At 64.8% G+C, this 25,083-nt stretch carries 27 protein-coding genes; 14 read left to right on the top strand and 13 right to left on the bottom strand.

The features are described from left to right. The 7 genes from QZ266_RS11755 to QZ266_RS11725 form a co-directional block, all read right to left on the bottom strand. On the bottom strand, window positions 1-368 hold a 368-nt coding region (locus QZ266_RS11755), incomplete at its 3' end, for a hypothetical protein (protein ID WP_295695381.1). 160 nt (window positions 369-528) lie between these two features. Next, window positions 529-1,032 carry a hypothetical protein gene (locus QZ266_RS11750; RefSeq protein WP_295695379.1) on the bottom strand — a complete coding sequence of 168 codons (504 nt, stop codon included), beginning with the start codon at window positions 1,030-1,032 and terminating at the stop codon, window positions 529-531. Window positions 1,033-1,140: 108 nt separating this feature from the next. After that, window positions 1,141-1,359 (bottom strand): hypothetical protein, encoded by a 219-nt coding sequence (locus tag QZ266_RS11745; RefSeq protein ID WP_295695377.1) that lies wholly within the window; start codon window positions 1,357-1,359, stop codon window positions 1,141-1,143. Between the two features lie 90 nt (window positions 1,360-1,449). Then, window positions 1,450-3,540 (bottom strand): glutamine amidotransferase, encoded by a 2,091-nt coding sequence (locus tag QZ266_RS11740; RefSeq protein ID WP_295695375.1) that lies wholly within the window; start codon window positions 3,538-3,540, stop codon window positions 1,450-1,452. After that, window positions 3,537-6,278 (bottom strand): DUF4159 domain-containing protein, encoded by a 2,742-nt coding sequence (locus QZ266_RS11735; RefSeq protein WP_295695373.1) that lies wholly within the window; start codon window positions 6,276-6,278, stop codon window positions 3,537-3,539. The genes QZ266_RS11740 and QZ266_RS11735 overlap by 4 nt, the downstream gene beginning before the upstream one ends. A 4-nt stretch (window positions 6,279-6,282) precedes the next feature. Then, window positions 6,283-7,179 (bottom strand): DUF58 domain-containing protein, encoded by an 897-nt coding sequence (locus QZ266_RS11730; protein ID WP_295695371.1) that lies wholly within the window; start codon window positions 7,177-7,179, stop codon window positions 6,283-6,285. A 2-nt stretch (window positions 7,180-7,181) separates the two neighbouring features. After that, entirely contained in the window at window positions 7,182-8,180 is a 999-nt protein-coding gene (locus tag QZ266_RS11725) for a MoxR family ATPase (protein ID WP_295695369.1), read from the bottom strand. 111 nt (window positions 8,181-8,291) lie between these two features. Between QZ266_RS11725 and QZ266_RS11720 the strand changes: the two genes are divergently transcribed. Genes QZ266_RS11720 through QZ266_RS11705 form a run of 4 tightly spaced genes read left to right on the top strand, consistent with a single transcriptional unit; the run spans window position 8,292 to window position 11,024 of the window. Further along, window positions 8,292-8,843 carry a DUF1285 domain-containing protein gene (locus QZ266_RS11720; RefSeq protein ID WP_367178240.1) on the top strand — a complete coding sequence of 184 codons (552 nt, stop codon included), beginning with the start codon at window positions 8,292-8,294 and terminating at the stop codon, window positions 8,841-8,843. Next, complete coding sequence (locus tag QZ266_RS11715; RefSeq protein ID WP_295695367.1) at window positions 8,836-9,465, top strand: CoA pyrophosphatase; 630 nt, start codon at window positions 8,836-8,838, stop codon at window positions 9,463-9,465. The genes QZ266_RS11720 and QZ266_RS11715 overlap by 8 nt, the downstream gene beginning before the upstream one ends. 3 nt (window positions 9,466-9,468) lie before the next feature. Further along, window positions 9,469-9,786 (top strand): DUF6111 family protein, encoded by a 318-nt coding sequence (locus QZ266_RS11710; protein ID WP_295695365.1) that lies wholly within the window; start codon window positions 9,469-9,471, stop codon window positions 9,784-9,786. Next, on the top strand, window positions 9,783-11,024 hold the full coding sequence (locus QZ266_RS11705) for a CCA tRNA nucleotidyltransferase (protein WP_295695363.1): 1,242 nt from the start codon (window positions 9,783-9,785) through the stop codon (window positions 11,022-11,024). The genes QZ266_RS11710 and QZ266_RS11705 overlap by 4 nt, the downstream gene beginning before the upstream one ends. A gap of 67 nt (window positions 11,025-11,091) precedes the next feature. Here QZ266_RS11705 and QZ266_RS11700 read toward each other — a convergent pair whose 3' ends face one another. From QZ266_RS11700 to QZ266_RS11685, 4 genes are all read right to left on the bottom strand, one after another. Then, window positions 11,092-11,802, bottom strand: coding sequence for a CPBP family intramembrane glutamic endopeptidase (locus tag QZ266_RS11700; protein ID WP_295695361.1), 711 nt, complete (start codon window positions 11,800-11,802; stop codon window positions 11,092-11,094). Between the two features lie 31 nt (window positions 11,803-11,833). Then, window positions 11,834-12,655, bottom strand: coding sequence for an AraC family transcriptional regulator (locus QZ266_RS11695; protein ID WP_295695359.1), 822 nt, complete (start codon window positions 12,653-12,655; stop codon window positions 11,834-11,836). 66 nt (window positions 12,656-12,721) lie between these two features. Beyond that, a complete protein-coding gene (gene hemF, locus QZ266_RS11690; protein ID WP_295695358.1) occupies window positions 12,722-13,615 on the bottom strand; it encodes an oxygen-dependent coproporphyrinogen oxidase in 894 nt (297 codons plus the stop codon). Window positions 13,616-13,795: 180 nt separating this feature from the next. Then, window positions 13,796-14,251 carry a tRNA (cytidine(34)-2'-O)-methyltransferase gene (locus QZ266_RS11685; RefSeq protein ID WP_295695356.1) on the bottom strand — a complete coding sequence of 152 codons (456 nt, stop codon included), beginning with the start codon at window positions 14,249-14,251 and terminating at the stop codon, window positions 13,796-13,798. A gap of 189 nt (window positions 14,252-14,440) precedes the next feature. Between QZ266_RS11685 and petA the strand changes: the two genes are divergently transcribed. From petA to QZ266_RS11640, 9 genes are all read left to right on the top strand, one after another. Then, window positions 14,441-15,064, top strand: coding sequence for a ubiquinol-cytochrome c reductase iron-sulfur subunit (petA, locus tag QZ266_RS11680; protein ID WP_295695354.1), 624 nt, complete (start codon window positions 14,441-14,443; stop codon window positions 15,062-15,064). Next, window positions 15,061-16,347, top strand: coding sequence for a cytochrome b N-terminal domain-containing protein (locus QZ266_RS11675; protein WP_295695352.1), 1,287 nt, complete (start codon window positions 15,061-15,063; stop codon window positions 16,345-16,347). Before petA ends, QZ266_RS11675 begins: the two co-directional genes overlap by 4 nt. A 14-nt stretch (window positions 16,348-16,361) precedes the next feature. Next, complete coding sequence (locus tag QZ266_RS11670) at window positions 16,362-17,171, top strand: cytochrome c1 (RefSeq protein ID WP_295695350.1); 810 nt, start codon at window positions 16,362-16,364, stop codon at window positions 17,169-17,171. 95 nt (window positions 17,172-17,266) lie between these two features. Further along, complete coding sequence (locus QZ266_RS11665) at window positions 17,267-18,139, top strand: S-methyl-5'-thioadenosine phosphorylase (protein ID WP_295695348.1); 873 nt, start codon at window positions 17,267-17,269, stop codon at window positions 18,137-18,139. A 57-nt stretch (window positions 18,140-18,196) separates the two neighbouring features. Continuing rightward, window positions 18,197-18,940, top strand: a complete 744-nt coding sequence (locus QZ266_RS11660) for a hypothetical protein (protein ID WP_295695346.1) — start codon at window positions 18,197-18,199, stop codon at window positions 18,938-18,940. A gap of 62 nt (window positions 18,941-19,002) precedes the next feature. Then, window positions 19,003-19,401 (top strand): lysozyme inhibitor LprI family protein, encoded by a 399-nt coding sequence (locus QZ266_RS11655; protein ID WP_295695344.1) that lies wholly within the window; start codon window positions 19,003-19,005, stop codon window positions 19,399-19,401. Between the two features lies 1 nt (window position 19,402). After that, complete coding sequence (locus QZ266_RS11650; protein WP_295695342.1) at window positions 19,403-20,044, top strand: glutathione S-transferase family protein; 642 nt, start codon at window positions 19,403-19,405, stop codon at window positions 20,042-20,044. Window positions 20,045-20,065: 21 nt separating this feature from the next. After that, window positions 20,066-20,593: an adenine phosphoribosyltransferase gene (locus QZ266_RS11645; RefSeq protein WP_295695340.1), complete on the top strand. Its 528-nt coding sequence runs from the start codon at window positions 20,066-20,068 to the stop codon at window positions 20,591-20,593. Between the two features lie 63 nt (window positions 20,594-20,656). Beyond that, window positions 20,657-21,313: a hypothetical protein gene (locus tag QZ266_RS11640; RefSeq protein WP_295695338.1), complete on the top strand. Its 657-nt coding sequence runs from the start codon at window positions 20,657-20,659 to the stop codon at window positions 21,311-21,313. A 64-nt stretch (window positions 21,314-21,377) separates the two neighbouring features. Here the strand turns inward: QZ266_RS11640 and QZ266_RS11635 are convergent, their stop codons facing one another. Both QZ266_RS11635 and QZ266_RS11630 read right to left on the bottom strand, forming a co-directional pair. Next, complete coding sequence (locus QZ266_RS11635; RefSeq protein WP_295695336.1) at window positions 21,378-22,853, bottom strand: peptidase S10; 1,476 nt, start codon at window positions 22,851-22,853, stop codon at window positions 21,378-21,380. Between the two features lie 104 nt (window positions 22,854-22,957). Further along, complete coding sequence (locus tag QZ266_RS11630; protein WP_295695334.1) at window positions 22,958-23,734, bottom strand: hypothetical protein; 777 nt, start codon at window positions 23,732-23,734, stop codon at window positions 22,958-22,960. A gap of 119 nt (window positions 23,735-23,853) precedes the next feature. Here QZ266_RS11630 and QZ266_RS11625 point away from each other — a divergent pair, with 119 nt between their 5' ends. Then, complete coding sequence (locus QZ266_RS11625) at window positions 23,854-24,744, top strand: 23S rRNA (adenine(2030)-N(6))-methyltransferase RlmJ (RefSeq protein ID WP_295695332.1); 891 nt, start codon at window positions 23,854-23,856, stop codon at window positions 24,742-24,744. Window positions 24,745-25,083 lie beyond the last annotated feature (339 nt).

The following is a 25,083-nucleotide window of genomic DNA, read 5'->3' as shown; positions in this document are numbered from 1 at the left end:
GCGCCACCATTGGCGTGCTCGGAGTAATGCGCCGTGTCCATGACCTGGATCTGGTTCATGGTCGGCCGGTTTGGCACGACATCGGTAATGGTGACGCTCAGCACGGTTTCCCGGGTCGACACGCCATGCCAGTCGGCATCGATCAGGGCCCGCGACAGATCATCGTGCAGATAGCGCGCCAGGCGAGCCAGCTCGACTTCGCCCAGACTGTCAGCCTTGGCCCGCACAAGATCGGAAAATCCGATCCGGCCAATCTCGATGGATCCGCTGGCCTCGCTCTGGAAATCGGCCTGGAAGGCGTCGCCATTCTGGGCCAGGGCTGGCGAGGCCAGGCAATACAACGCAAGTACACAAACGAGAGTACGCATGTCGGTCTCTCCTGGGTTCATGTCCCCCCTGCGATGGCGTCATCCTATCACAATTGCGTGTCCGGCATCAGGGCTCCGTTCGGGATTTCCTTGCTGCAGCACAATAAAAAACGGACGCACCCGCGAAGGCGCGTCCGTTTCATCCGGAAATCCGGCGTGATCAGGAACCGGCGTCGACCCGCTCATCCAGACTGTCAGAAACCTGGTCCGCAAAGCGCGAGAAAGTCCGCCGCGCATCGGTCCACTGGGCATAGCCGGTGACGTCCTGGATATTCCAGCTGCGCCAGCCATAGCTGTAGGTTTCGAGGACTTCGCCATCGGCCGAGACGAGTTCGGCTTCGACTTCAGCACCGCCAACGGAGATGGAGGAGTGGTGCAGGGCACGGGTCCCGCTCATCTGCGCCATGGTCGGGCGGTTGGGCTGGGCGTCGAGTATGGTCGCGTTCAGCGTATAACCACCTTCGCCGATCTGGCCGCGGAGCTCGCGCTCCAGCGCAGTGCGCAGATAGCCGGACAGGCGCTCGAGTTCGCGCTCGCCGAAATCCTCTGCATTTTCGATAAGTTCCGGGCCATAGGCGATTTCGCCAATGGCCACGGGCTGGTCCGCCAGCGACGGGCTGGACAGGGCACCCAGTGCCAGAATGGCCGTCATTGTGCGCAACATCACGTGCCTCCTTGATACGTCTGCGAGCAGTCCCTCAAGGCGCAGTCTAGCAGTATCCGGGGGGATTGAGAAGGCACAGACAGGCGACAGCGCGCCTGTGTGCTTCATCTAGTCGTGATCGTGGTCATGATCATGGTCATCATCATCGTCATCACCCGGTGTGATGACGTCGATGGCCGCGCCGCCGACGGCGGCGGTGGTGCGCACCGCAGCGCCGGCCGTCCCGACGGCGACATCGGTCGCCAGGGCCGCGGCGCCGACAACGATGCAGCCCGACAGGGTCGGGGCGAGGCCGAGAATGGCGATCAGGGTCAGAATGCGGCGCATGGCTCTCTCCGGTTCAATCGTCCCAGTCATGCCAGACCAGGTGTTTCCGCATGGTGAATGGCGCCGTCACCCCCGCAGGGGTGGCAGGCCTCAGCGCCCCTCGCGCCACCAGCCCAGACCCAGCATGGCCGCGATCAGCAAGACCATGAGCAGACCCGGCAGGAGCGGGATGCGGGTCGAGGCGCGCACGACATAGCGTTCATTGCGCTGCAGGCCGAGCCAGGACCGGCCGGCCTGATCGGCGGATGCGCGCGTGCGTCGCAGGCCGGGCAGGGTGGCATCGGGACCGTCGCCAATGGCGAAGAGACCACCGCCGGTGACGTCCACGAAGGGATCAAGCACATCCGCATTCGGGCGCAGGTCGGCATATTCCATCGGATTGATCGGGCCCAGGGCTGCGACCGTCGTCAGATCGCCGGAACGCAGTCGCACCAGACCGGATCCGCTGGCCGGGACACGGGCCGCGAAATGACCCGGCTCGCCCTCGGTTTCGGTCATGGTGACCACATCCTGCCGGCCATCGGGCCAGGTCAGCTGCAGGGGCGGCGGCGTATCGGACAGGGTGACCCGGTCGACCTGCAATTCGCCATCGGTGGCAAAGGCGGTCAGCCGCTCCTCGTCGAGCTCCGGTTCGCGCATCAGCCAGTGAGCCACGCGGCGGAACATTTCGGCATAGGGACCGCCGCCCTCAAAGCCGCGTGACCACAGCCAGGTCTGATCCGACATGACGATGGCGGCGCGCCCCTGGCCGGAGCGCTGAACCACCAGGAGTGGATCGCCATCGGGTGTTTCAAGCAGCGTTTCACCACCCAGGGCCGTGCCGTGGATATGGCGCAGCCAGCGGCCCCATTGCGGACTTTCACCCCCACCGGCCAGACCGGCCGTGACCGGATGGCGCAGACCGGTATCGGTCGGCTCGGGGGTGAAGGGCGCATCGGTGATATACCCGGTCGGGCGCACCGGAAGAACGGCGGCCAGGGGTGTGCGATAGAGGCTGGGTGGACCGGCAAAGGGCGGGCCGGCAGTCACCAGCAGGGCGCCGCCATTCTCCACATAGCGCGAGATATAGTCGAAATAGAGCGGCGGCATGATGTTGCGCCGGCGATAGCGGTCGAAGATCACCAGGTCGAATTCGCTCAGACGCTCGACAAAGAGCTCCTGGACCGGGAAGCCGATCAGGGCCAGCTCGTCGACCGGGGTCGAATCACGGCGATCCGGCGGCCTCAGAATCGTGAAGTGAACCAGATCGACCGAGGGGTCGGACTTCAGCAGGTCACGCCAGGCACGGGCGCCATTATGCGGCTCACCGGTGACCAGAAGCACACGCAGACGATCGCGTACGCCCGAGACGGAGACCGCTGCGCGGTTATTGATCAGGGAGAGTTCCTGCGGGCCGGCCTCGACCTCGGCCTCGATCACATTCTGGCCGCGGCGTTCAACCGGAACTTCAACCCGGGTCGAGCGGCCGATCGGGATCGGATGGATTTGCGGATCGCCGCCCTCAAAGCGGAAGGCCACGGAGGCTGTGCCCTGCATGGCATCATCTTCGACGCGGATCACGAAGGACACGGTCTGGCCGACAATGCCGTAGCGCGGGGCTTCCTCGATCACCAGGCGGCGATCGCCGGCCGAGCGGTCGCCGGTCATCACGTGGTGGATGGGGGCGTCGACATTCAGCGCATCGGTATCAAGCGGGGCGTCATGGATCTGCCCGTCCGTGACCAGGACCACACCGGCGAGCCGGTCCGGCGGAGCGGACGCCAGGGCCGCATTGACGCCGTCAAACAACATGGTGCCGTCCGCGGTTTCACCGGCCTCGACCTCGATCAGGTCGAGCATGGGGTCAGTCTCGGCTTCACGGCGCAGGGCCTCGGCCATTTCCTCGGATGCTTCGCGGCGGCCGCCCACCGTCATCGAGGCGGAGGTGTCCGTGACCAGTACGGCGACGTCCGGCAGCGGGTCGCGTTCTTCTTCCACCAGCGATGGATTGGCCAGGACAAGCGCAATCATCAAGACGCCCAGCGAGCGCCAGATCCAGCCGGACATTTTCTGCAATCCGCCGATCGCGATGGCCAGCAGCGCGATACCGGCCAGACCGCCAATCACCGACCAGGGCAGGAGCGGGGCGAAATCGAGCGCGGAAACTGTCGCGCCGAGGGGCAGGCTCTGGGTCACGCTCATTGGCCGAGCCTTTCCAGGATGTCGGGAACGTGGACCTGGTCCGCCTTGTAGTTTCCGGTCAGCGCATACATGGCGATATTGACGCCGAAGCGGATCGCCATTTCGCGCTGGCGTTCGCCGCCATCAATGGGCGCGGCCGCGCCGCCGCCATCGCCGCGCGCCCAGGCCGTGGCCCAGTCATGCGATCCGATAATCACGCCGGATGTGCCATCCCGCGAGGCGCCATCGGGATTGGCCTCGACCCAGACCGGTGAGCCGGTATAGCGACCGGGGAATTCCTGCAGCAGATAGAAGGCGCGTGTCAGCACGTGGTCCGCCGGGATTTGCGACAGGGCCGGGACATCAATGCTGTCGAGCACATTGACCAGGCCGGGATGCGGCGCGCCGGCTCGGAGCATGGAAATATCGGCATCCTGGGTATCAAAGATGATCAGCCCGCCTGCGGCCAGATAGGCGGCCACGCGGCGGGAGGCTTCCGGGCTCAGCGGGCCCGCATCACGGGTGACCGGCCAGTAGAGCATCGGGAAAAAGATCAGCTCATCCGTATTCACATTCACGGCCAGGGGCGGTTCCGGCTCCATGGCGCTGCGCCGGAAAATCTCCTGCGACAGGCCGGCGAGACCGGCCTCGCTGCGGGCATCGATCGCCGTGTCGCCGGTGGTCACATAGCCGAAGCGCAAGGTGAGGGCGGCCTGCATCATCTCGTCGCTGAGCGCGACCCGCTCGGATGTCGTGTCCTGAGCCTGGACCGGAGGTGCGATGGCCAGCGGCAACAGACCAAGCGCGAGCAGGGCGGCCGTCGTGGCGGTGCCGAAACGCGCCGGAAGCCGGCCCGCAAGGCCCAGGGCGATCAACACGTCGAGTGCGAGCATGACCAGGGCGGCGGCGAGAAGCCAGGCGTCAAAATGCTGGGCGCGTGGACCATCAAGACCCGCGAAACGGGCGCCGGGAAGGTCGCGGGGCAGAGGCTCCATGCGGGTATCCGCTCCGATCACATTGAGGGCAGAGGCCGCCGAGCCAAGCCGGTAGAGGCCGGGCGGCGCGACGGGTGAAACGATTGCGGTGTCGAAGGCGGCAGCGGGAACCGGTCGCGCACTCACCGGCGCCGAGACCAGCTGGCCGCCGGCATCAAGCGCCTGATCGAGCACCCAGGCACCATTGCCGGGCACAGAGGCAGACCCGCCCTGGGACAAGCCCATCAGACGCTGCAACATGCGCGGGAAGAGGCCGGAGAGCGGCAGGTCTGACCAGTCCGGGCTGGCCGTGACATGGAAGAGGATGATCCAGCCGCGGGCGCGACGTTCGGCGGTGACCAGCGGGGTGCCGTCGACCAGGCGGGCCCAGACACGGTCCGGCGTGGCACTGCCGGGCTGGGCCAGGACCTGGCGATCAATCGTGGCGGAATTGTCGGCGGGCAGGCCGGCAAAGGGCGAGGTGTCCGGGAAGCCGGCAATGCGCTGGGGCTCATCCCAGTTGAGCGAGCCGCCAAAGAGACGTCCGCCCTCGCGCAGGATGACGGGCAGAAGGTCATCCCCCTGGGCAGCCAGGCGCGGGCCGGCGAAACGGATCAGGACCCCGCCTTCATTGACGAAATCGACAATGCGCTGATCGTCCGAGCGGGCACTGTCGGTCATGATGAGGACCGAGACATCCTCGGCCAGAAGGGCGTCGAGATCGCCATCGATCAGTTGGGCATGCGGGCCCAGCGCGCTGCGCACATAATGCAGGTCGGACAGAAGGGGTTGCCCCTCATCGCTTTCCAGCGTGATCAGGCCGACCCGGGGACGCTGCCATTGATCGCCGAGCAGGCGGACCGAGGCGGCGGAGCTGCTGCCATCAAGGCGCAGGCTGGCGATGCGATTGCGCAGATCGAGCGGCAGACCGATATCGGCGCTGGCCATGCCCTCGCCAGCCGCAAATTGCAGGTCGGTGCGGGCTATGGCGCGTCCGTCACTGCCCAGAGCCGTTACCGCGACGGTGCGCGGGAAATCACTCCCGGCACGCAGGACTGAGACAGTCAGCCCGTCCGCGGCCGGTTCCGGCGCCGCCAGACCCAATGGGGCACGGCCGGCATCCGGCTCGATCACGGTGAGATCACCCAGAGCGTCGAGGGCGCGCGAGAGGTCCGCAGCATCGCGGCTGTCGACACCGTCGCTCAGCCAGGTCACCGCCATCGGCGCGCTCAGGATATCATTCGAGCGGGCCTCATTGAGGCGTTCGGCCGTGGCACCGCGGTCGGCGGGCCAGGGTTGGGGATCGGCCGTTTCGAGCTGGCGACGTGCGCTGTCGGCATTGCCCGGGCGCAGGGCCGGTATGGCCTGACCGGTCGGGGCCGTTGTGACCAGGGTCACCGCGCGGCCATCGCGCTCGGCTTCATCGATCAGGCGTTCGGCTTCCTGACGCATGTCATTCCAGGCTGCCGCACTGGCCCAGCCGCTATCCATGACGATCAGGGCCGGGCGGGTTTCTTCCTCGACGCTGGGCGGGGTCCAGACCGGACGGGCCAGGGCGATGATGACCAGCGCTGCAATCAACAGGCGGAAAAGGATCAGCCACCAGGGTGCGTGTTGCGGGGTCTCGGCGTCATCCGGCGCACCGAGCAGCAGGCGCAGGGGTGGAAAGATGGCGCGCTTGGGTGCCGGCGGCGTGGCGCGCAGTAGCAGCCACAACAGGGGCAGGGTCACCAGGCCGGCCAGCGCCAGCGGGGCGCCGAAGGAGAGGGGGCCGAGAGCAAACATCAGGTCAGACATCCCTCGCGAGGGCGCGGAAAAGGGCGAGCACGGCGCTGGTCGCCGGGCGGTCGGTGCGGTGTGTTACCAGGCTCCAACCATACTGGCGGGCGAGGTCGGCGAGGCGTTCGCCATGTTCTGCCCAGCGCTGGCGATAGGCCGAGCGGGCTTCCTCGGCCCGGCCAAAGAGCAGGCTCTCGCCGCCGCCCGGGTGTTCGAAACGGGTGCGGCCGGCATAGGGGAAGTCCTCCTCCGCCGGATCGACGACCCGCAGCAGGACGCCATGCGCCTCCATGGCGGCAAAACGGGACAGGCGCGATGCCCAGGTCTCGATCGGATCGAGGAAATCACTGGCCAGCACAACACGGCCATAACGGGAGATATTGGGGGCTTCGACGGAAGCGGCGTCGCCGGGACCCAGTGCCAGCCGGCGGGAGGCGCGTTCCAGCCCCAGCGCCCCGGTGCGGGCAATGGCCGACTCGCCGAGCACACTGACGCGCTCGCCGCCCTGGGTCAGCAGGGCCGCCACCGCGATCTGACAGACGGCGGCGCGGTCGATCTTGGCGGAATGATTGCGGCTGGAGGCATAGCGCATCGATGCCGAGCCATCACGCCACAGCCAGATCGTATTGGCCGCTTCCCACTCATTCTGGCGCACAAAGAGCTGATCCGAGCGCGCGGACTGGCGCCAGTCGATCGCCTGGCGGCCATCTTCGGGGCGGTGGTGCCGATATTGCCAGAAAGTCTCGCCAATGCCGGAACGGCGACGCCCGTGCACGCCCTGGGCGACGGTCGCGGCGATGCGATCCGCTTCGGCCAGCAGGGAGGGCAGGCTGGCGGCCGCGTCTTCGCCTTCATGGCGCAGCGCGACGACCCTTGCCTCGTCCTGTCGATTGGCACCCTGGCTCATGATCAGGCGGCCCGGTCGGCCAGCGACTTGATCAGGCCTTCCAGCGTGTGACCGTCAGCGCGGGCAGCGAAGGACAGGGCCATGCGGTGTTTCAGCACCGGTTCGGCCAGCGCCGCGACATCTTCCGTCGACGGAGCGAGGCGCCCCTGAAGCAGGGCCCGGGCGCGACATGCGAGCATCAGGGCCTGACCAGCACGCGGTCCGGGTCCCCAGGACACGCCGTCGCGCACTTCCGGCACGTCCGTGTCTTCCGGGCGCGCCAGACGCAAAAGGTCGAGAATGGATTCCAGCACCCGCTCGCCAACCGGAAGGCGGCGGACCAGGGCCTGGAGTTTGAGGATTTCCTCGGCGTCCAGAACGGTGACCGATTCGGCCGCCTCGGCGCCGGTCGTCGCGAGCAGAACAGCACGTTCGGCATCGCGCGACGGGTAGGGCACGTCGACGCGCAGCAGGAAACGGTCAAGCTGGGCTTCGGGAAGCGGGTAGGTGCCTTCCTGCTCGATCGGGTTCTGGGTGGCCAGGACATGGAAGGGCTTGGGCAGGTCATGGCGTTCGCCGGCGACCGTGACATGCCCTTCCTGCATGGCCTGGAGCAGGGCGGCCTGGGTGCGCGGGCTGGCGCGGTTGATCTCGTCGGCCATCAGGAGGCGACAGAAGATCGGGCCGGGCAGGAAGCGGAAATGACGCTTGCCGTCATCACTCTCTTCCAGGATTTCCGAGCCGAGAATATCGGCGGGCATCAGGTCCGGGGTGAACTGGATGCGCTTGGTATCGATACCGGTCGCCACAGCGATCGTCTCCACCAGGCGGGTCTTGGCCAGGCCGGGCGCGCCGACAAGCAGGGTATGGCCGCCGGACAGCATGGCCGTGAGGCAAAGCTCGACCTCGTTTTCCAGGCCATAGATCACGCGACCGATGGACTCCTTGACCGCCTTCAGGCGCTCCGTCGCAGCGTCGGCTTCAGCGATCAGCTCTGCACCGGGTTCATTCATCTCGGTCATCGTCCTACATTCCTTTCCGATACAGACCCCATATAGGCCAGTTGGCGCGACGCAGCATGGCGTTGCGCAGATAAGGTGTCCATGCCCTCGAACTCGCAAACCCGTGATCCAATGCAGTCGCTGCTCAAGGCGGCCCGTGAGGCCGGAACCGGCCTGCCGCCGGTCGAGCGCTGGCACCCCGAATATTGCGGGGAGATGGACCTCGTCATCAAGCGGGACGGGTCTTGGTGGCATGAAGGTGTGCGCATCACCCGGGAACGTCTGATACGTCTGTTTGCCACAATCTTGCGGAAAGATGACGACGGCGTTCATTATCTCGTGACGCCGGTTGAGAAAATCGGCATCGAGGTGGAGGTCGCGCCCTTCCTGGCGGTGCGAGTCGACGTGGTCGGCGAGGGGCGCGACCAGTCACTGATTTTTACCACCAATATGGATGAGTTGACCGAAGCGGGACCCGATCATCCGATCTCCGTGTCGATCGACCCGGAAAGCGGGGAACCGACACCGCTCGTGCATGTCCGTGGAAAGCTCGAGGCGCTGATGACCCGTCCGGTCTTCTACGAGCTGGCCGGATGCGCGGTTGAGCATGAGGGGCGGACCGGCGTGTGGAGCGGGGGCGAATTCTACCCGCTGGGTGAAGAGGATGGCGACGGCGATGCGTGAAACCGAGGCGCTGGTCGCCCGACTGCGCGACCGGCTGGACCCGATTGATGCGCCGCTCGAAGGGCCGCGTTTCGGTGATGCCGATCTCAATGGCGATGTACCGGTCCCGCCGGAGCTGGCCGATGTCGAGATTCGCGCCGCGGCCGTGATCGCGCCGCTCATCCTGCATGATGGACCGCCGCGCCTTCTCCTGACCGAGCGTGCGTCCCACCTGCCGCGCCATGCCGGCCAGATCAGCTTCCCAGGTGGCCGGATCGATGGCGGCGGGGAAACCGCTGCCGAGGCGGCGGTGCGCGAGCTGGAGGAGGAGGTCGGGATCGGCGGGCATCATGTCGAGCTGGTCGGTCGCTTCGACAGCTATGCCACCGTGACCGGCTATCACGTCACGCCCTTTGTCGGTGTCATCAAGCCGGGCTTCACCGTGCGGCCTGATCCGGGCGAGGTCGCGGATGTCTTCGAGACGCCCTTCGATTTCCTCATGGACCCGGCCAATCACCAGCGCCATTCGCGCGAATGGCAGGGCCATGTGCGTCACTACTATGCGATGCCCTGGGAGGGGCGTTATATATGGGGGGCGACAGCAGGCATGCTGAAATCCCTGCACGACAGGCTATATGGTTGAATCATGATCCGTATCACGCTCATCGAAATCGCCTCATTCCTGCTGCCCTTTGCGCTCTTCATGATCTGGCAGCGCCTGTCCACGCGAAGGCCGGAGGCCGGGCGGTTGCCGACCTTGCGCCTCGCCGCAGCCGGCGCCGGTCTTGCCGTCGTCACCATGCTGGTCCTGGTGATCCTGGACGCCAGCCGCGCCGGGCATGAAGGCGAGCGCTATGTCCCGCCGCAGAATATCGACGGCCGCATCGTGCCGGGCCATTTCGTGCCGGCCGAGGATGATGAGGACAGTGCCGAGCCCACGGGCGAGGATGACGCGCCGCAATGACAGCCGCCAGGCTTGATCCGGCACAGCATGACTGGATGACGGCAGTATCGACGCGCAAGGTGATGGCGGCGCTCGATGCGGCCGGCCAAGGGGCGTCGCGCTTTGTCGGTGGCTGCGTCCGCAATACGCTCCTGGGCGTCCCGGTGGCCGATATCGACATTGCCACCCAGCTCGACCCCGACCAGGTCATCGCCGCTGCCCGGGCTGCCGGTCTCAAGCCTGTTCCCACCGGCAAGGCCCACGGAACGATCACCGTGGTCGCTGAAGGCGAGCCGCTGGAAGTCACGACATTGCGCCGGGATGTGGCGACGGATGGTCGCCGCGCCGTGGTCGCCTTCACGCGCGACTGGACCGAGGACGCCCAGCGCCGCGATTTCCGGCTCAACGCGCTTTATGCCGATGCCGACGGTGTCGTGCATGATCCGACCGGCGGGCTGGCCGACCTGCCGGACCGGCGCTTTGTCTTTGTCGGGGAGGCCGGTGACCGGATCCGTGAAGATTATCTGCGCATCCTGCGCCTGTTCCGTTTCGAGGCCTGGTATGGCAGCGGCACACCGGACGCTCCGGCCCTCGGGGCGGTCCGCGAACACATGCAGGGTCTGCATAAATTATCCGCCGAACGGGTCTGGTCGGAACTGAAAAAACTCCTGTCCGCACCGGATCCGCGGGCGGTCCTTAGGGTGATGCGCGATTTTGGCCTCCTGGATTTGATGCTTGGAGTGAACGGATCCTTAAGAGTCCTGAGCGGTATCATTGCGCAAGATGTAGAATACGGATTAGCGCCCGATTCGATGCTTCGATTTGCGGCGCTCGCCGATGGCGGACCGGAAAGGATCAGGACCATGGCAGCCAAGATGAAAATGTCGAACGCAGAAGCCCGTCGCCTTCAGGGCGCCGTCGACCCCGCGGCCCGGGAAGACGTGACCGAGGCTTTCTCCGATCTCCAGGCCGCGGAACGTGCGCTGATGAAGCTCGGCGCCCGTGCCTTTGAAGATCAGGCCCGCCTCCAGGCGGCTGGCGAAGTGGCCCCGCCGCCGCGCGACTGGCAGCTGCTCGCCAAGTTTGCGCGCGAGTGGAAAGAGCCGGAATTCCCGGTCAGGGGTGGCGATCTCATCCTTCTGGGCTATGAGCCCGGCCCGATGCTCGGCGACGCGCTGGACGAACTCAAGGCGCTGTGGATTGCCGACCGGTTCGAGCCGACCAAGGACGAGCTGATCGCCCGGCTGAAAAAGCACTAGGCGTCATCACGTAGGCGAATTGAAAAACCCCGGCTTCCCAGCCGGGGTTTTTTCTTGCCGCCGCCGCTCAAATGTCGAGATCGAGATACATCGCCGTGAAGGCGAGGCTGTCGACCAGGCCGTGGGCGATGATGTTGGGCCAGAGATTACGCTTGTTGAAGAGGTAGAGCCCGCCAAGTGCCAGCCCGATCAGGCCCGTGACGATCAGGCCGCGAACGCCCTGGTAATAGGCATGGGCGATGCCGAAGATCAGCGCCGGTATCAGGATGGAAATGAAGCTTGCCCAACGAGCATCGGGCAGGAGCTTGCTGATACGGTCGATCAGATAGCCGCGAAAGAAGATCTCCTCGCCAAAGGCCGCGCTGGTCCAGCCAATCGCCATCCACATCAGATAGACGGGCAGATTGCCCACGATATTGCCCCACCGGTCTTCGACGCCCTCCTGGGTGCCATCGGTCGACCAGAAACCCAGCGCGTCACCGGCCATCGCGGTGGCGACGCCGACGGCGAGAATGGAGACGACGCCGAGCAGGGCCTGGGGCAGGACCAGCGGGATCGACCACCAGCGCTTCAGGCGACGCAGGCCGAAGCTCGACCAGCTTTCCTTGTGCCGAAGCGTGAAGCCGGCGATCGTCACCAGGGTGAAGGCCAGTGAGATCGGTCCGGCGAAGCGCCAGGCGATCTGGTCGAAGATGAGTTTGGTGCTGACCAGAACGGCCATAACAATGGCGAGCTCGATGATCAGGCTGTGCGCGCGCCGGGACGGTGAAGCAGTCATTCGTATATCCTCAATTGAACCGCGAGTGCGGTCAGTTGAGGACAGGATGGGGCAGGTGTGCGGACCGGTCTTGAACGATTGTGCGGGCATAGCGGCCCGGCGAAATCCCGTAGGCTGCCTTGAACTGGCGGCTCATATGGGCCTGATCCGCAAAGCCGGCGGCATCGGCCAGCTCGGCCAGCGGCTGGCGACAGGCGAGACCGTCGCGCACCACATCCAGACGGCGCTGGGTGAGATAGCGGGCCGGGCTCGTGCCGCGCAGGGTGCGGAAGTCACGGCAGAGCTGCCAGCGATCCTGACCGGTCACCGCTTCCAGTTCGGCCAGGGAGATGCCGTCTTCCAGATGGTCACGGATCAGTGTGCAGGCCGCATCCACAACGGCGCGGGTGACAGGGCTGACGGGCGCCGGGGCATCGCTCACCGCATCAAGGGCCTGGGCGAGCTCGATCACGGCGCTCTCGTGCTCCAGCACGCTGGCCTTTTCATCCAGTGACAAGGCAGTCCGGATCGCGGTCATGAGTTCGGCATTGCGACTGACACCGCCGGCCAGGAAGGGCAGGCTGCGCCCCGGCCGGTATCGGGCGAGCGCTTCCGGCAAAATGGTCAGGCCGGCATAGCCGAACCCGCCCTCCGCGCCCGGGCGGCCATCATGCAATTCATCCGGATGCAGCACGACCACCGCGCCCGGACGGGAGCGCCGGGTTTCACCGCGATAGTCAAAATCCTGAACGCCGCGCGTGGTCAGTGCGAAAGTGTAGGTGTCGTGCCGATGCGGCGAAAAGGCGGTGTCCACCAGTTCGGCATGAAAGCGCTGGAAGGGTTGGCAAGCGGTATCGGGCACAGGTTCATCCATGGTCATCTCCTGACCCGGATGAGCGCCAACCCGTTTTTGGATGCAAACCGTGCGCAGTGAGGCTGGCTAGGGCCACTTCGCCTCTGGCGGCATGGACGACAGGATGGACTTCACATTGCCGCCCGTCTCCAGGCCGAACTTGGTGCCGCGGTCGTGCAGGAGGTTGAATTCGGCATAGCGGCCGCGGCGGACCAGCTGTTCCTCGCGGTCAGCGGCGGTCCAGCTCTCGCCCATGCGGCGACGGACAATCTTTGGATAGATGTCCAGGAAGGCCCGGCCGACATCGCGGGTGAAGGCGAAATCGGCGTCCCAGTCACCGGTATTGTGGCGATCATAGAAAATCCCGCCAATGCCGCGAGGCTCGTCGCGATGGGGCAGGTAGAAATACTCGTCGCACCATTTCTTGAAACGGGCATGGAAGTCATCGCCATGCTCGTCGCAGGCTGCCTGGCAGGCGGCGTGAAAATCGATTGCGTCGGGATGATCCTGGGTCCGGGCGCTGTCGAGCACGGGGGTGAGGTCCATGCCGCCGCCAAACCACCACTCGGTCGTGGTGATGAAGCGGGTATTCATGTGTACGGCGGGCACTTTGGGTGACCACATATGGGCGATCAGCGAGATTCCGGTGGCGAAGAAGCGCGGGTCTTCGGCGGCGCCCGGTATCTGCTGGCGGAATTGCTCGGAGAACTCGCCCTGGACCGCCGAGACATGCACACCGACTTTCTCGAACAGGCGCCCGCGCATGATCGCCATCGTCCCGCCGCCCTCATCCCTGGAGCCATCGCCGCGGGTCCAGGCTTCACGTTCGAATGTGCCGGCCTCGCGGGGATAGAGCTGATCCGGCGCCTCGCGCTCAAGGGTCTCGAATTCAGCGCAAATCTGATCGCGCAGGTCTTCAAACCAGCATTCAGCGGATTCGCGCTGGATGTCGGTGGCGGCGGAGGCGGGTGTGTGTGTCATGGAGCGATGTTTAGCGCAGTCGCCGGTGAGGGCAAGCGAGGCTGTGTGGTGGACGGGCGTCTATCAGGGACCTGGCTGGTTGCGACATGTAGGTGCCCGGCTTGCGTCCGGCCGTCGCCGGACATTCAGCGGGGATGACAAGGGGCATGACAAGATTGCCGTTCCGCAGCCCGTGCCAGTTCACTCACCCAAACCCAGCTGCCGCGACGCCTCGGCCAAAGCGATTCCCGCCGAGACCGTCACATTGAGCGAGCGCAGGCCCTCGCGAATCGGAATCCGGACGCGACATTCCGCCGCGTCATGGACATCGTCCGGAACACCGGCACTTTCGCGCCCGAAAAGCAGGCGATCATCAGGTCTGAATGAAAAATTCCACAGCTCTCCCGCGCCCCGGGTTGTGAACAGGACGAGGCGGCCGGATGCGGCGTCTGCACTTGCCTGATAGGCGTTCCACGAGGCATGGCGATGCGGTGTAATGGCGGCTTTATAGTCCATCGCGGCGCGTCGAATTCCCTTGTCAGTCAGGGGAAAGGCACAGGGCTCGATTATGTCGAGTTCCGCTCCGAAACAGGCTGCGACACGCATCGCTGCCCCCAGGTTTTGCGGAATATCCGGTTGAAAAAATACGATCCGCATTCTAAGCCGCGCTGAGACTGGACCCGACTGCATGCATGCGGCATTGCGCCACCTACTGGTCAGTGCGTCCGGGAGTAGTTTATACCGCGTCAAACCCCGCATGTGCGGGTACGTCAAGTGAGACGTGGTTTTTCTGGGGCAGGGCCCGCATCCCGCGGTCCCGTATTTGATAAGAGAAGAGGTCGGCTCGTGACGGAAGAGAACGGCGCGCCCGGTGCAGACGGACAAGAACCGTCCCGCCGCGACTTCATCTATATCGCTGCTGGCGGCGCGGCCGCCGTCGGTGGCGGTCTCGTGGCTTGGCCGTTCATCGACCAGATGAATCCCGCAGCGGATACGCTCGCGCTGGGTTCCATCCGCGTCGATGTCTCGGTGGTAGCGGTCGGATCGGAAGTCACCGTCATGTGGCGCGGTGGTCCGGTCTTTATCCGCCACCGCACCGAGGAAGAGATTGCCGAGGCCCAGTCGGTCGAGCTTGATGCTCTGCCCGACGAGGAAGCCCGCAATGACAATCTGCCGACCGGCACACCGGGCACCGACGCCAACCGCGTCCTGCGTCCGGAATTCCTGATCGTGAAGGGCAATTGCACCCATCTGGGCTGCGTGCCGCTCGGTCTGGGCGCCAATACCGGCGATTATGACGGCTGGTACTGCCCGTGCCACGGGTCGCACTACGACACCTCGGCGCGCATCCGTCGCGGACCGGCACCGGAAAACCTCCCGGTCCCGGACTACTTTTTCGAGACCGAGACGACCGTCAAGATCGGTCTGTCGCCTGAAGAAGCGTCTAACTCCGGGTGGGCTGTATCATGAGCGGACCTTCGACCTACAATCCGTCGACCGGCATCGAGAAATGGCTCGATGACCGTCTCCCGATCATCCGCCTCGGCTATGACAGTTTCGTCGACTTCCCGACCCCGCGGAATTTGAACTACTGGTGGACGTTCGGCGGTATTCTCGCCGTCTTCCTGATGATCCAGATCGTCTCCGGCATCGTCCTGGCCATGCACTATGTGGCGCATGAGGATTATGCCTTCGAGAGCGTCCAGCGGATCACCCGTGACGTGCCGTTTGGCTGGCTGATCCAGTCCATGCACGCCAATGGCGCCAGCTTCTTCTTTGTCGCGGTTTACCTGCACATGTTCCGGGGCCTGTATTACGGCTCCTACAAGGCACCGCGCGAGGTCCTCTGGATCCTCGGTGTCGTGATCTATCTCCTGATGATGGCCACCGGTTTCATGGGCTATGTGCTGCCCTGGGGTCAGATGTCCTATTGGGGCGCGATGGTGATCACCAATCTGATCGGCGCGCTGCCCTTCATCGGTGACGCATTGCGTGAATGGCTGTGGGGCGGTTTCTCGGTCGGCCAGTCAACGCTGAACCGTTTCTTCTCGCTGCACTATCTGCTGCCCTTCGTGATTGCCGCCGTTGTCGGCCTGCACATCTGGGCGCTGCATGTGCCGGGCAATGGCAATCCGGTTGGCCTCGAGACCCGCAAGGGCAAGGACAACAAGAAGGACACGCTGCCCTTCCACCCGTACTACACGGTGAAGGACGGCTTCGCGATCATCGTCTATCTGATGGTCTTCGCGGTCTTCGTCTTCTTCCTGCCGACCGTGCTTGGTCATGCCGACAACTATATCGAGGCGGATCCGCTGGTGACGCCGGCCCATATCGTGCCGGAATGGTATTACCTGCCCTTCTACGCGATCCTGCGCGCCATCACGTTCGACATCGGTCCGATCGACGCCAAGCTGGGCGGCGTGCTGGCCATGTTCGGCGCCATCGGCATCCTGTTCGTCCTGCCCTGGCTGGACACGTCCAAGGTCCGCTCGATGCGCTACCGTCCGCTGACGCGCTGGTTCTTCATCTTCTTCGTGGTGGCAGCACTCGGCCTTGGCTGGTGTGGCGCCGTGAACCCCGATGATTTCGTGCTGGGCATAACGGGCTTCAAATTCCTCTATCTCGGTCAATTCCTGACCTTCTACTACTTCGCCTACTTCATCATCGTCCTGCCGGTGATGGGCATTATCGAAAAACCCAAGGAGCGTCCGGCCTCGATCGAAGCCGCGGTTCTTGGCTCGGACAAGGCCTGAGGGGAGCGACGATCATGAAGATGACCCGCATTTTCGCCGCCGCCATTGCGGCCCTTGGCTTCGCCGGCACGGCAGCCGCCTTCGAGGGCGAGCAGTATCCGCCGAAAGAGCACCACTGGCATCATGACGGCCCGTTTGGCACGTATGACCGCCAGTCGGTTCAGCGTGGCTACCAGATCTACCAGGAAGTCTGTGCGTCCTGTCACTCCATGGACCTGATGCGTTTCCGCAATCTGGCCCAGCGCGGCGGTCCGTTCGAGGAGGAAGCCTTTCCGAACCCGAACGACAATCCGGTCGTGATGCAGATCGCGGGCAGCTATACGCGTGTCTGGGACCAGGACGAGGTCAATGATGATGGTGACCCGATCGAGCGCGCCGGCCTGCCGTCCGACGCCTTCCCGGCTCCCTTTGCCAACGTCCAGATGGCCCGGGCCTCCAATGGCGGTGCCTACCCGCCCGACCTGTCGCTGATCGTCAAGGCCCGCACCGGTGGCGAGAATTATCTCTACTCGCTGCTGACGGGGTATTACGACGAGCCGGAAGACAGTCATCTGGCGCCTGGCATGTATTACAATCCGTATTTCGCGGGTGGTGCCATTGCCATGGCCCCGCCGCTGGCCGAAGGCATCATCGAATATGCCGACGGTACGGAAGCCTCGGTCGAGCAGATGGCCGAGGACGTCACGACTTTCCTGAGCTGGGCCGGTGACCCGCACATGGAAACGCGCAAGCAGATGGGTGTGATGGTTCTTCTCTACCTGCTGATCTTCGCGATCCTGGTCTACCTGGCCTATCGTCAGGTCTGGGCCAATGTGAAGCACTAGGCTTCCGGCTCGACACCAAGCTTTGAAGGGGCCGCGGACCATGTTCGTGGCCCCTTTTTCTTGTCCGCTTGCACCGGGCGCTGAAGGGATATGAGATGAGCACCTGGACACTCGGCATTATCGGTGGCTCCGGCCTGTATGCGCTGGACGGGCTCAGCGATGTCCGCACCGAAACCGTCGAGACACCCTGGGGCACCCCGTCGGCACCGCTGACCCGCGGCCGTCTCAACGGGATCGAGCTGGTCTTCCTGCCGCGCCATGGCGCCGGGCATGCCATCCCGCCATCCCAGATCCCCTTTCGCGCCAATATTGCGGCGCTGAAAATGGCCGGCTGTACCGACCTTCTCTCGGTCTCCGCCTGTGGCTCCCTGCGCGAGGATTTGCCGCCGGGACACTTCGTCCTGGTCGACCAGTATGTCGATCGCACAATGGGGCGTGAGCGCTCCTTCTTCGGAACCGGCTGTGTCGCCCATGTGCCGCTGGCCCAGCCGGTCTGTTCGCGCCTGGCGGGGCTGGCCGCGGATGCCGGTGAGGCCGAGGCCGTGCCGGTCACACGCGGCGGCACCTATCTGGCGATGGAAGGTCCGCAATTTTCCACCCGCGCGGAAAGCGAGCTGTATCGGCAATGGGGGATGGATGTGATCGGCATGACCAACATGCCCGAGGCGCGTCTGGCCCGCGAGGCAGAGCTGCCCTATGCCTCCATCGCCATGGTCACCGATTATGATTGCTGGCGCGACGAGGGCGAGAGTGTCGATGTCGCCGCCGTCCTGGCTGTCATGCAGTCCAACACGGTCGCCGCCAAACGCCTGCTCGCGCGGCTCGCCGCCACACTGGCGCAGACACCGCGCACAGCGTCTCCGGACGGGATCGAGACCTGTCTCGACAGCGCCATCATCACGCCGCCCACGGCGCGGGACAGGTCAATGCTCGAACGGCTGAAAGTGATCGCCGGCCGGGTCCTCTGATCGCGGTTCACGGGCATTTCACTGGACCGGCTCCGGGCGCAGTGCTTGGATGGTGCCATGTTGATCCGCTTGACCCTCCTGATCGCTGCCGGGCTCGCACTCGTCCTGTCAGCATCCGGGCAGGCCGCCGATCGTCTGGCCTTCATGCCGCTCGACCCGGCCAGTTTCGCTGACAGTCGCAATGGCGTGGTTCGCCTGTTGTGCGCGGATGCGGCCACCGGTCATTCCTATGTCAGCCGGGCTGTATTGCTGGATGTGTCGGGCGCAGGAGGCGATAACGACATCCTGCTGGCGGCGCGCCATGGCGTGACCGGTCGAGCCGGCGAACGTCAGTGCCGGGTTTATGGCGAGGACGAGGAGACGGGGCAGATCATTGAAATGATCCTCGCGCCGCAGAACCCACACGAGGACAATGAATTCGGTGAGGACTGGGCCATTTTGCGCACAGCCGGGCGCCTGCCCGCCGATATCACCCGTCTGCAGGCCGCCGGGTCGGGCCCGGGCATGACGGGCGGGCTGACCATGGTCAATCGCGTCACGGACAATCAGGCCTGCCGGGTCGAGCAGATCGAGGACTGGTCTGATGAACGCCTCATCGTGCACTCCTGTCCCTCGCGTCCGGGCCTGTCAGGCTCGCCCATGGTGACGATGATCAAGGGCGTGCCTCACGTGGTCGGCCTGCATGTCGGCCAGTATGTGATGCTGCAGGATGACGGTCGCCGCTATGGCGTCGCCCGCCGCCTGTCCGACCATTTCCTCGCTACGCTCATCGCCTTTCTGGAAACCGATACAGCGCGCTGATCGCTGCCCCTTTCCCCGTCCGCAGGCCTCGTCCATAAAAGGGCCGTAACGGGGAGTGGGACATGATTGTGATATCCGGAATTTACCTGGCAGCCTTGGCAGTCCAGGACCTGACTTTCCCGACGCCGCGACCTGCGGTGGAGTGTGCGGCGCATCTGACCAACTGGAATGCGCGCCGCAATTGCCTGCGGGATCTGCTGGAGACGGCCGAGGACCGGCTTGACACTACTGCCGAGGCCGCCAGCGAGGAAGCCGATGCCGTTGATGCCGATTCCGGCGGACGCTTCGGCGCCCGCGCGGCCTTCGATACGGCGCAATCCGCCTGGACGGCCTATCGGGATGCCGAATGCACACGTCGATCGGCGGCCATGTTCCTGTCCGAGGCCTCGCGCGAGGAGATCACGCTGGATTGCCAGATCAGCCTGACCCGGGCCCGTGCCGACGAGCTCGCAGAGCGCTGAGGTGAGGGCGCCGCTTCTCCATATCGGCAATCGCCGCTTCTCCAGCTGGTCGCTGCGCGCCTGGCTGGTGATGAGAAAGGCGGGCCTGGCCTTCGAGGAAAATCTGGTGCCGCTGAACGAGGCGGGCACGCGCCAGGCGCTGTCAGCGATCTCGCCGGGCGGTACGGTTCCTGCGCTGCATATGCGCAATGCGGTCATCTGGGATTCGCTGGCAATCTGCGAGTGGGCCGCCGAGCAGGCACCCGAAGTCTGGCCGTCGCATGAAGGCCAGCGCGGCCAGGCGCGGGCGGCCGTCGCGATGATGCATGCCGGCTTCATGGCCCTGCGCGAGACCTGTCCGATGGATCTGTGCCGGACGCCTTCCGCGATCATGCTGACCGATGCCACCCAGCTCGATGTCGCCAGGCTTCAGGCGCTCTGGCATGACGTCAAAAGCGTTGACGGCCCCTGGCTGTTTGGTCGCTGGAGCATTGCCGACGCCTTCTTCACACCGGTGGCCGCGCGCTTTTATGCCTATGACATTCCGCTGCACGCCGAAGCACAGGCCTATTGTGACACGCTGCTGGCCGATGAAGACTATCGCGTCTGGCATCAGGCAGCCCAGGCCGAGACCTTTGCCAATCCCTATGAAACCCAGACCTAGCGCGAGACCGAGACCCGAGCCATGGATTTGAAAGCCGCGATCCGCACCATTCCGGATTATCCCAAGCCGGGCATCCAGTTCCGCGATGTCACCACACTGATCGGCGATGCCCGCGCTTTTCGTGTCGCCGTCGACCGCATGGTCCAGCCCTGGGCCGGAGCCAAGATTGACCAGGTCGCCGGTACCGAGGCGCGCGGCTTCATTCTCGGCGGCGCTGTTGCCCACCAGCTCTCGGTCGGTTTCACGCCCGTGCGCAAACGCGGCAAGCTGCCCCATCGCACGCTGATCGAGGAATACGAGCTGGAATACGGCCAGGACGCGATCGAAATCCATGTCGACGCCATTGCCGAGGGTGACCGCGTCCTTCTGGTGGACGACCTGATCGCCACCGGCGGCACCGCCGAAGCCTCGATCAAGCTCCTCCAGCGGGCCGGCGCCACTGTCGTCGGCGCCGCCTTCATCATCGACCTCCCCGATCTGGGCGGCGCCAGGCGGATCGAGGCGCTGGGCGTCCCGGTCTCCAGCCTGGTGGCGTTTGAGGGCGAGTAGGGGGTTAGCCCCCGGCTTTGATTGCGGTTAGCGTGTCCTGCGCTGGACGCGGAGAGATAGATCATGTTCGTCGGTCATTACGGTCCGGCCCTTGCCGGCAAGACCATCGCCAAGTCGGTGCCGCTCTGGGCCTTTTTCCTGGCGGTGCAATTCGTCGATGTGCTGTGGGGCATTTTTATCGCCAATGGCATTGAGCATGTGCGGATCGTGCCCGGTTTCACCGAGGCCAATCCGCTTGATCTCTATGACATGCCGATCACGCATTCCCTGCCGGGCGCGCTGGGCTGGTCGGTTCTCGCCGGCCTTGCCTGGATGGTCCTCGCGCCGCGCCAGAAGCGGGCCGGGGCGCTGGCGATCGGGCTGGCGGTCTTCTCGCACTGGCTGCTCGACCTGGTCGTCCATGTGCCTGATCTCGAATTATGGCCGGGCGGGATGCGTGTCGGCTTTGGCCTGTGGAATAATTACCCCGTCGCCCTGGCGGTCGAGTTCGGTGTCCTGTTGGGCGGCTTTGTTCTCTATTTGCGAATGACCGCGGCGAAAGGCCTGATCGGCCGTATCTGGCCGTGGGTCTTCATGGCGCTGCTGGCGCTTGCGGAGTTCGCCAATCACGCCGCGCCGATCCCGGAAGACATGGAGATGGCCGGCTATATGGGAACCGCCACCTTCCTCGTCCTGACCGCCCTGGCCGGCATCTGTGATCTCACGCGCAAGACGCGATAGCGATCATGAAAAAGGCCCGACGCTCGAAGCGCCAGGCCTTTCCTGTCGCGCTTGATACGCGGCCCTAGTCGGCGATCAGGGCCCGCACATCGTCCGTCATCTCGATCAGGGATGGCTCGTGGATATACATCATGTGGCCCGCCTCGTAGTAGCGGAAGTGGACACGGTCCTGGATGAAGCCGGGCTGGTTGAACATCAGCTCGGCCGCGAAGAAGGGCGTCGCCAGGTCGTAATAACCCTGCTGGACCAGCACTTCGAGATCGCTGTTCTGGCGCATGGCGCGGGAGATCCAGGGCGCCACATTGATGTAGTTGTTATTGCCCGAACGACCGGCATCCCAGTTCCAGCCGCGCACGCCACCGATGGTGGAATAATATTCCGTCATCTCGACACCCAGCGTGCGGCCGAAATAGTCGAGCATGGAGGCGGTGAAGCTGGCATCAATGCCATAGAAGCTGGGATCGGTTTCCGGCGTGTCGCCGATACCGTCGACCTCGACACCGGTATAGCGGCTGTCCAGACGCCCCACGGACAGGCCTTCATCCCGGCGCAGCTCGCGCATGAAGCGCTGCAGCGAGACCCGCATATTGGCGCGGTCGAGGAAGGTTTCCGACAGGCCGGTGAAAGCGGAGAGCTGGCGGATCACCTCGGCTTCGCGCGCCGGGTCCAGGGTCACGCCGCGCATCAGCGCCGGCATGTAGTCCTCGATCGCAAACTCGCGAGACGCGGCGAGGAAGGCTTCCAGGTCATCATTCCAGGCCGAGCGGTCGATCTTGCCGTGATACCAGGCGGTCGCGGCATAACCCGGCATCAGGCCGACATAGCCGATATCATTGCCGTTCGACGTGTCGTCATAGCGGAAATCGAGCACGGTCGAGATCAGCGCCACGCCATTGATGGCGACGTCGGTATACCCGCCTTCCAGCTGGTTCAGCAGCGAGCCGATACGCAGCGTGCCATAGCTCTCGCCCAGCAGGTATTTCGGTGAATTCCAGCGCTGGTGCTCGGACAGCCAGATGCGGATGAATTGCGCCAGGCTCTCGCCATCCTCATTGACGCCCCAGAAATCCTCGGTCGAACCCTCGCCCAGGGTCTGCGACCAGCCGGTGCCGACCGGATCAACGAAAACAAGGTCGGCCACGTCGAGAATGGAGACCGTGTTTTCGACCGTGTCGAAAGGGGCCGCCCCGTCATCACCCGCGTCGGGCAGGACCAGGCGCTGCGGGCCGAACACGCCCATATGCAGCCACAGGCTGGCGGAACCCGGCCCGCCATTGAAAACAAAGGCGACCGGGCGTGTGCGCGGGTCATCCATGCCGTCAGCGATATAGGTGGTCGCGAAGATGGAGGCGGTCGGATTGCCGTCCGCATCCCGCAGCCAGGTCTCGCCCGCTGTGGCGGTATAGCGGATACGCTCGCCATTGACGGTGACTTCGCCACGGCTTTCCCAACTGCGAGGCTCGTCCATCGCGTCGTCCTGGGCGAAGGCCGGCAGGGTGAGGGCGACCGCGGCTGCGGCCGCGGCGATAAGTCGGAACATGGTGAAACTCCCCGAGAATTGGACCGGTTTAGGTTGCCGGGGAGACTAGGGCGCTCGTGCCGTCAGGCAAAGCCCGCATGGTGTGCGGCTTTGCAACCGCCGGACTAGCGCTTCTTTTCGACCAGCAGGGTTTTCGGCCGGCGTTCGCGGGCCGTCTTGAAAAGCTGGAAGCTCTGATTGACGAAATTCGTCACATCGGTAAGCGAGCGCATGAAGCTCATCAATTCCTCGGTCTTCTCGGCCTCGACCAGGCGCAGCGGCGCGGCCGGATCGCCGCCCTCGAAGCGGACATAGAAGAGCGGCTCGCCGCGCTTGAGGATGAGATCCTTCTCCACATCATGCCATTCGAAGGCCCACATATGGGGGCGCGGCCAGATGTCGGCCGGGAAGCGACCGCACAGCATGACGCCGGGCCGGCTCTGGGTCTCGTAATGCAGGAAGGGCGGGAACTGGTTCACATAGAGCGGGTCGTCCGACACGAAGACATAGGGCGTCACCAGCTGCAGCATGGGCCGGGCCGGGTGGCGCCACTCATTTTGCGGCGACATCATCAGGATTTGCTGCAGACCGGCCGGGCGGGTCGAGGCCTGCGGGCCCTCGATATTGGTCAGCTGGAGCTGGCCCTGGGCGTTGCGCACCATGCGCAGATGCACATCGATCGGGCAGGGAATGGCATAATGCCGACGGTCGAACTCGATCGCGGCGGGGCAGGACAGGGCGGATTTCGAGGTCGCCGGCTTGTCATGATCAAAGCTGACCGGCTTGGGCGCATCCCAGATCAGGCTCGATTTCTCGTCCTTGAGGAACCAGCCCGCCTTCATCACCCGGCGCGCGCCATGGGCGGCTTCGTCCTGCATGCGGCGATACAGTTTCACGAACATGGTGCGGCGTCCCTCAATGCTGTTCCGAGCCCCGCGAAAGCTAGGACAAGCCTGCGCCGGAGGCGAGGGCGGTTTTGCAGGTGGTGGCGTCCGGCGCCGCTCCGCGCTATAGCGCCGCCATGAATTACCGCCACGCCTTCCATGCCGGAAACTTCGCCGATGTGCTCAAGCACTCGGTGCTCGCCCTGTGCCTTGAACATCTCAACGCCAAGCCGAAATCCTATCGGGTGATCGACACCCATGCCGGGATTGGCGGCTATGACCTCGCCTCCTCCGAAGCCGAACGCTCGCCGGAATGGAAGGACGGGATTGGTCGGCTGATGGAGGCCGATCTGCCCGAGCCGGTCCAGGCCATGCTCGGTCCCTGGCTCGATATTGTGCGCGCGATGAATCCGGACGCTGTCACCGCCTATCCCGGTTCACCGGAGATCGCCGCCCGCCTGACGCGGGACGAGGATCGTATCCATCTGTGCGAGCTGCACGAGGCGGACAGCCAGACGCTGGATAATCGCTATCGCCGCGATGCCCGGGTGAAGGTCGAACGCCGCGATGGCTACAAGGCGCTGAAAAGCCTGGTGCCGCCGAAGGAAAAGCGCGGCCTGGTACTGATCGATCCGCCCTTCGAGGATCGCGACGAGCTGGCCCATATGGCCGAGGCGGTGATGGGCGCGCTGGCGAAATGGCCGACCGGCACCTTCATCTTCTGGCGCTCTTTGAAAAACCTCTGGGCCGCCGACCGTTTCGACAATGGTCTCGCCCAATGGCTGATCTCGGAGAAGGAGTTCGAGCCGGAGAAAATCCTGCGCGCCGATCTGTGGATCCGCGACCTCTCCTCCGAAGGCAAGCTGGCCGGTGCCGGCGTCGTCATCATCAATCCGCCCTTCACCCTGGAAGACAAGCTGGTCGCGGCCATGCCCTGGCTGGCCGAAACCCTGGCCCAGGGCGATGGCTATGGCTGGCGCGTCGATGGCGGGCTGACCGAGGAAGACCTGGAAGAGGGTGAGGATTAGCGGGCGCGTGTTGTCGCTTACGCCACTTGTTGTCATCCCTGATGGATGCCCCGCGAAGGCGGGGCGCAAGTCAGGGACCTAACTGGTGGCAACCCGCTAGGTCCCCGCCCTGCAGCCCGCCTTCGCGGGCTTTCCGGCGGGGATGACAAAGGGTGGCGTTGGAGACCTTGGCGATCTTGGCATTGCACCCGAACGCCTCGCGCACGGGTTGAATTTTGCCGCAAAAGCCCCACCTTGGGCGCTGGCGCCGGGCAGAGCGTCTGACACTCGACACAAGGCTGGCCTATCCATGACGCATGAAACACCGTCAGGCAGCGCTGCGCCTGTCCTGTCGATCAA

The organism is uncultured Maricaulis sp. (assembly GCF_905480005.1).
Lineage (GTDB): Bacteria > Pseudomonadota > Alphaproteobacteria > Caulobacterales > Maricaulaceae > Maricaulis.
The sequence above is the reverse complement of the archived record's forward strand: the minus strand, read 5'-3'. Positions and strand labels throughout refer to the sequence as shown.

Coding starts and splice junctions, on each gene's coding strand:
- QZ266_RS11750 (WP_295695379.1), bottom strand. CDS start 1,032: ATGTTGCGCACAATGACGGCCATTCTGGCACTGGGTGCCCTGTCCAGC.
- QZ266_RS11745 (WP_295695377.1), bottom strand. CDS start 1,359: ATGCGCCGCATTCTGACCCTGATCGCCATTCTCGGCCTCGCCCCGACC.
- QZ266_RS11740 (WP_295695375.1), bottom strand. CDS start 3,540: ATGAGCGTGACCCAGAGCCTGCCCCTCGGCGCGACAGTTTCCGCGCTC.
- QZ266_RS11735 (WP_295695373.1), bottom strand. CDS start 6,278: ATGTTTGCTCTCGGCCCCCTCTCCTTCGGCGCCCCGCTGGCGCTGGCC.
- QZ266_RS11730 (WP_295695371.1), bottom strand. CDS start 7,179: ATGAGCCAGGGTGCCAATCGACAGGACGAGGCAAGGGTCGTCGCGCTG.
- QZ266_RS11725 (WP_295695369.1), bottom strand. CDS start 8,180: ATGACCGAGATGAATGAACCCGGTGCAGAGCTGATCGCTGAAGCCGAC.
- QZ266_RS11720 (WP_367178240.1), top strand. CDS start 8,292: ATGCAGTCGCTGCTCAAGGCGGCCCGTGAGGCCGGAACCGGCCTGCCG.
- QZ266_RS11715 (WP_295695367.1), top strand. CDS start 8,836: ATGCGTGAAACCGAGGCGCTGGTCGCCCGACTGCGCGACCGGCTGGAC.
- QZ266_RS11710 (WP_295695365.1), top strand. CDS start 9,469: ATGATCCGTATCACGCTCATCGAAATCGCCTCATTCCTGCTGCCCTTT.
- QZ266_RS11705 (WP_295695363.1), top strand. CDS start 9,783: ATGACAGCCGCCAGGCTTGATCCGGCACAGCATGACTGGATGACGGCA.
- QZ266_RS11700 (WP_295695361.1), bottom strand. CDS start 11,802: ATGACTGCTTCACCGTCCCGGCGCGCGCACAGCCTGATCATCGAGCTC.
- QZ266_RS11695 (WP_295695359.1), bottom strand. CDS start 12,655: ATGGATGAACCTGTGCCCGATACCGCTTGCCAACCCTTCCAGCGCTTT.
- hemF (WP_295695358.1), bottom strand. CDS start 13,615: ATGACACACACACCCGCCTCCGCCGCCACCGACATCCAGCGCGAATCC.
- QZ266_RS11685 (WP_295695356.1), bottom strand. CDS start 14,251: ATGCGGATCGTATTTTTTCAACCGGATATTCCGCAAAACCTGGGGGCA.
- QZ266_RS11675 (WP_295695352.1), top strand. CDS start 15,061: ATGAGCGGACCTTCGACCTACAATCCGTCGACCGGCATCGAGAAATGG.
- QZ266_RS11670 (WP_295695350.1), top strand. CDS start 16,362: ATGAAGATGACCCGCATTTTCGCCGCCGCCATTGCGGCCCTTGGCTTC.
- QZ266_RS11665 (WP_295695348.1), top strand. CDS start 17,267: ATGAGCACCTGGACACTCGGCATTATCGGTGGCTCCGGCCTGTATGCG.
- QZ266_RS11660 (WP_295695346.1), top strand. CDS start 18,197: ATGTTGATCCGCTTGACCCTCCTGATCGCTGCCGGGCTCGCACTCGTC.
- QZ266_RS11655 (WP_295695344.1), top strand. CDS start 19,003: ATGATTGTGATATCCGGAATTTACCTGGCAGCCTTGGCAGTCCAGGAC.
- QZ266_RS11645 (WP_295695340.1), top strand. CDS start 20,066: ATGGATTTGAAAGCCGCGATCCGCACCATTCCGGATTATCCCAAGCCG.
- QZ266_RS11640 (WP_295695338.1), top strand. CDS start 20,657: ATGTTCGTCGGTCATTACGGTCCGGCCCTTGCCGGCAAGACCATCGCC.
- QZ266_RS11635 (WP_295695336.1), bottom strand. CDS start 22,853: ATGTTCCGACTTATCGCCGCGGCCGCAGCCGCGGTCGCCCTCACCCTG.
- QZ266_RS11630 (WP_295695334.1), bottom strand. CDS start 23,734: ATGTTCGTGAAACTGTATCGCCGCATGCAGGACGAAGCCGCCCATGGC.
- QZ266_RS11625 (WP_295695332.1), top strand. CDS start 23,854: ATGAATTACCGCCACGCCTTCCATGCCGGAAACTTCGCCGATGTGCTC.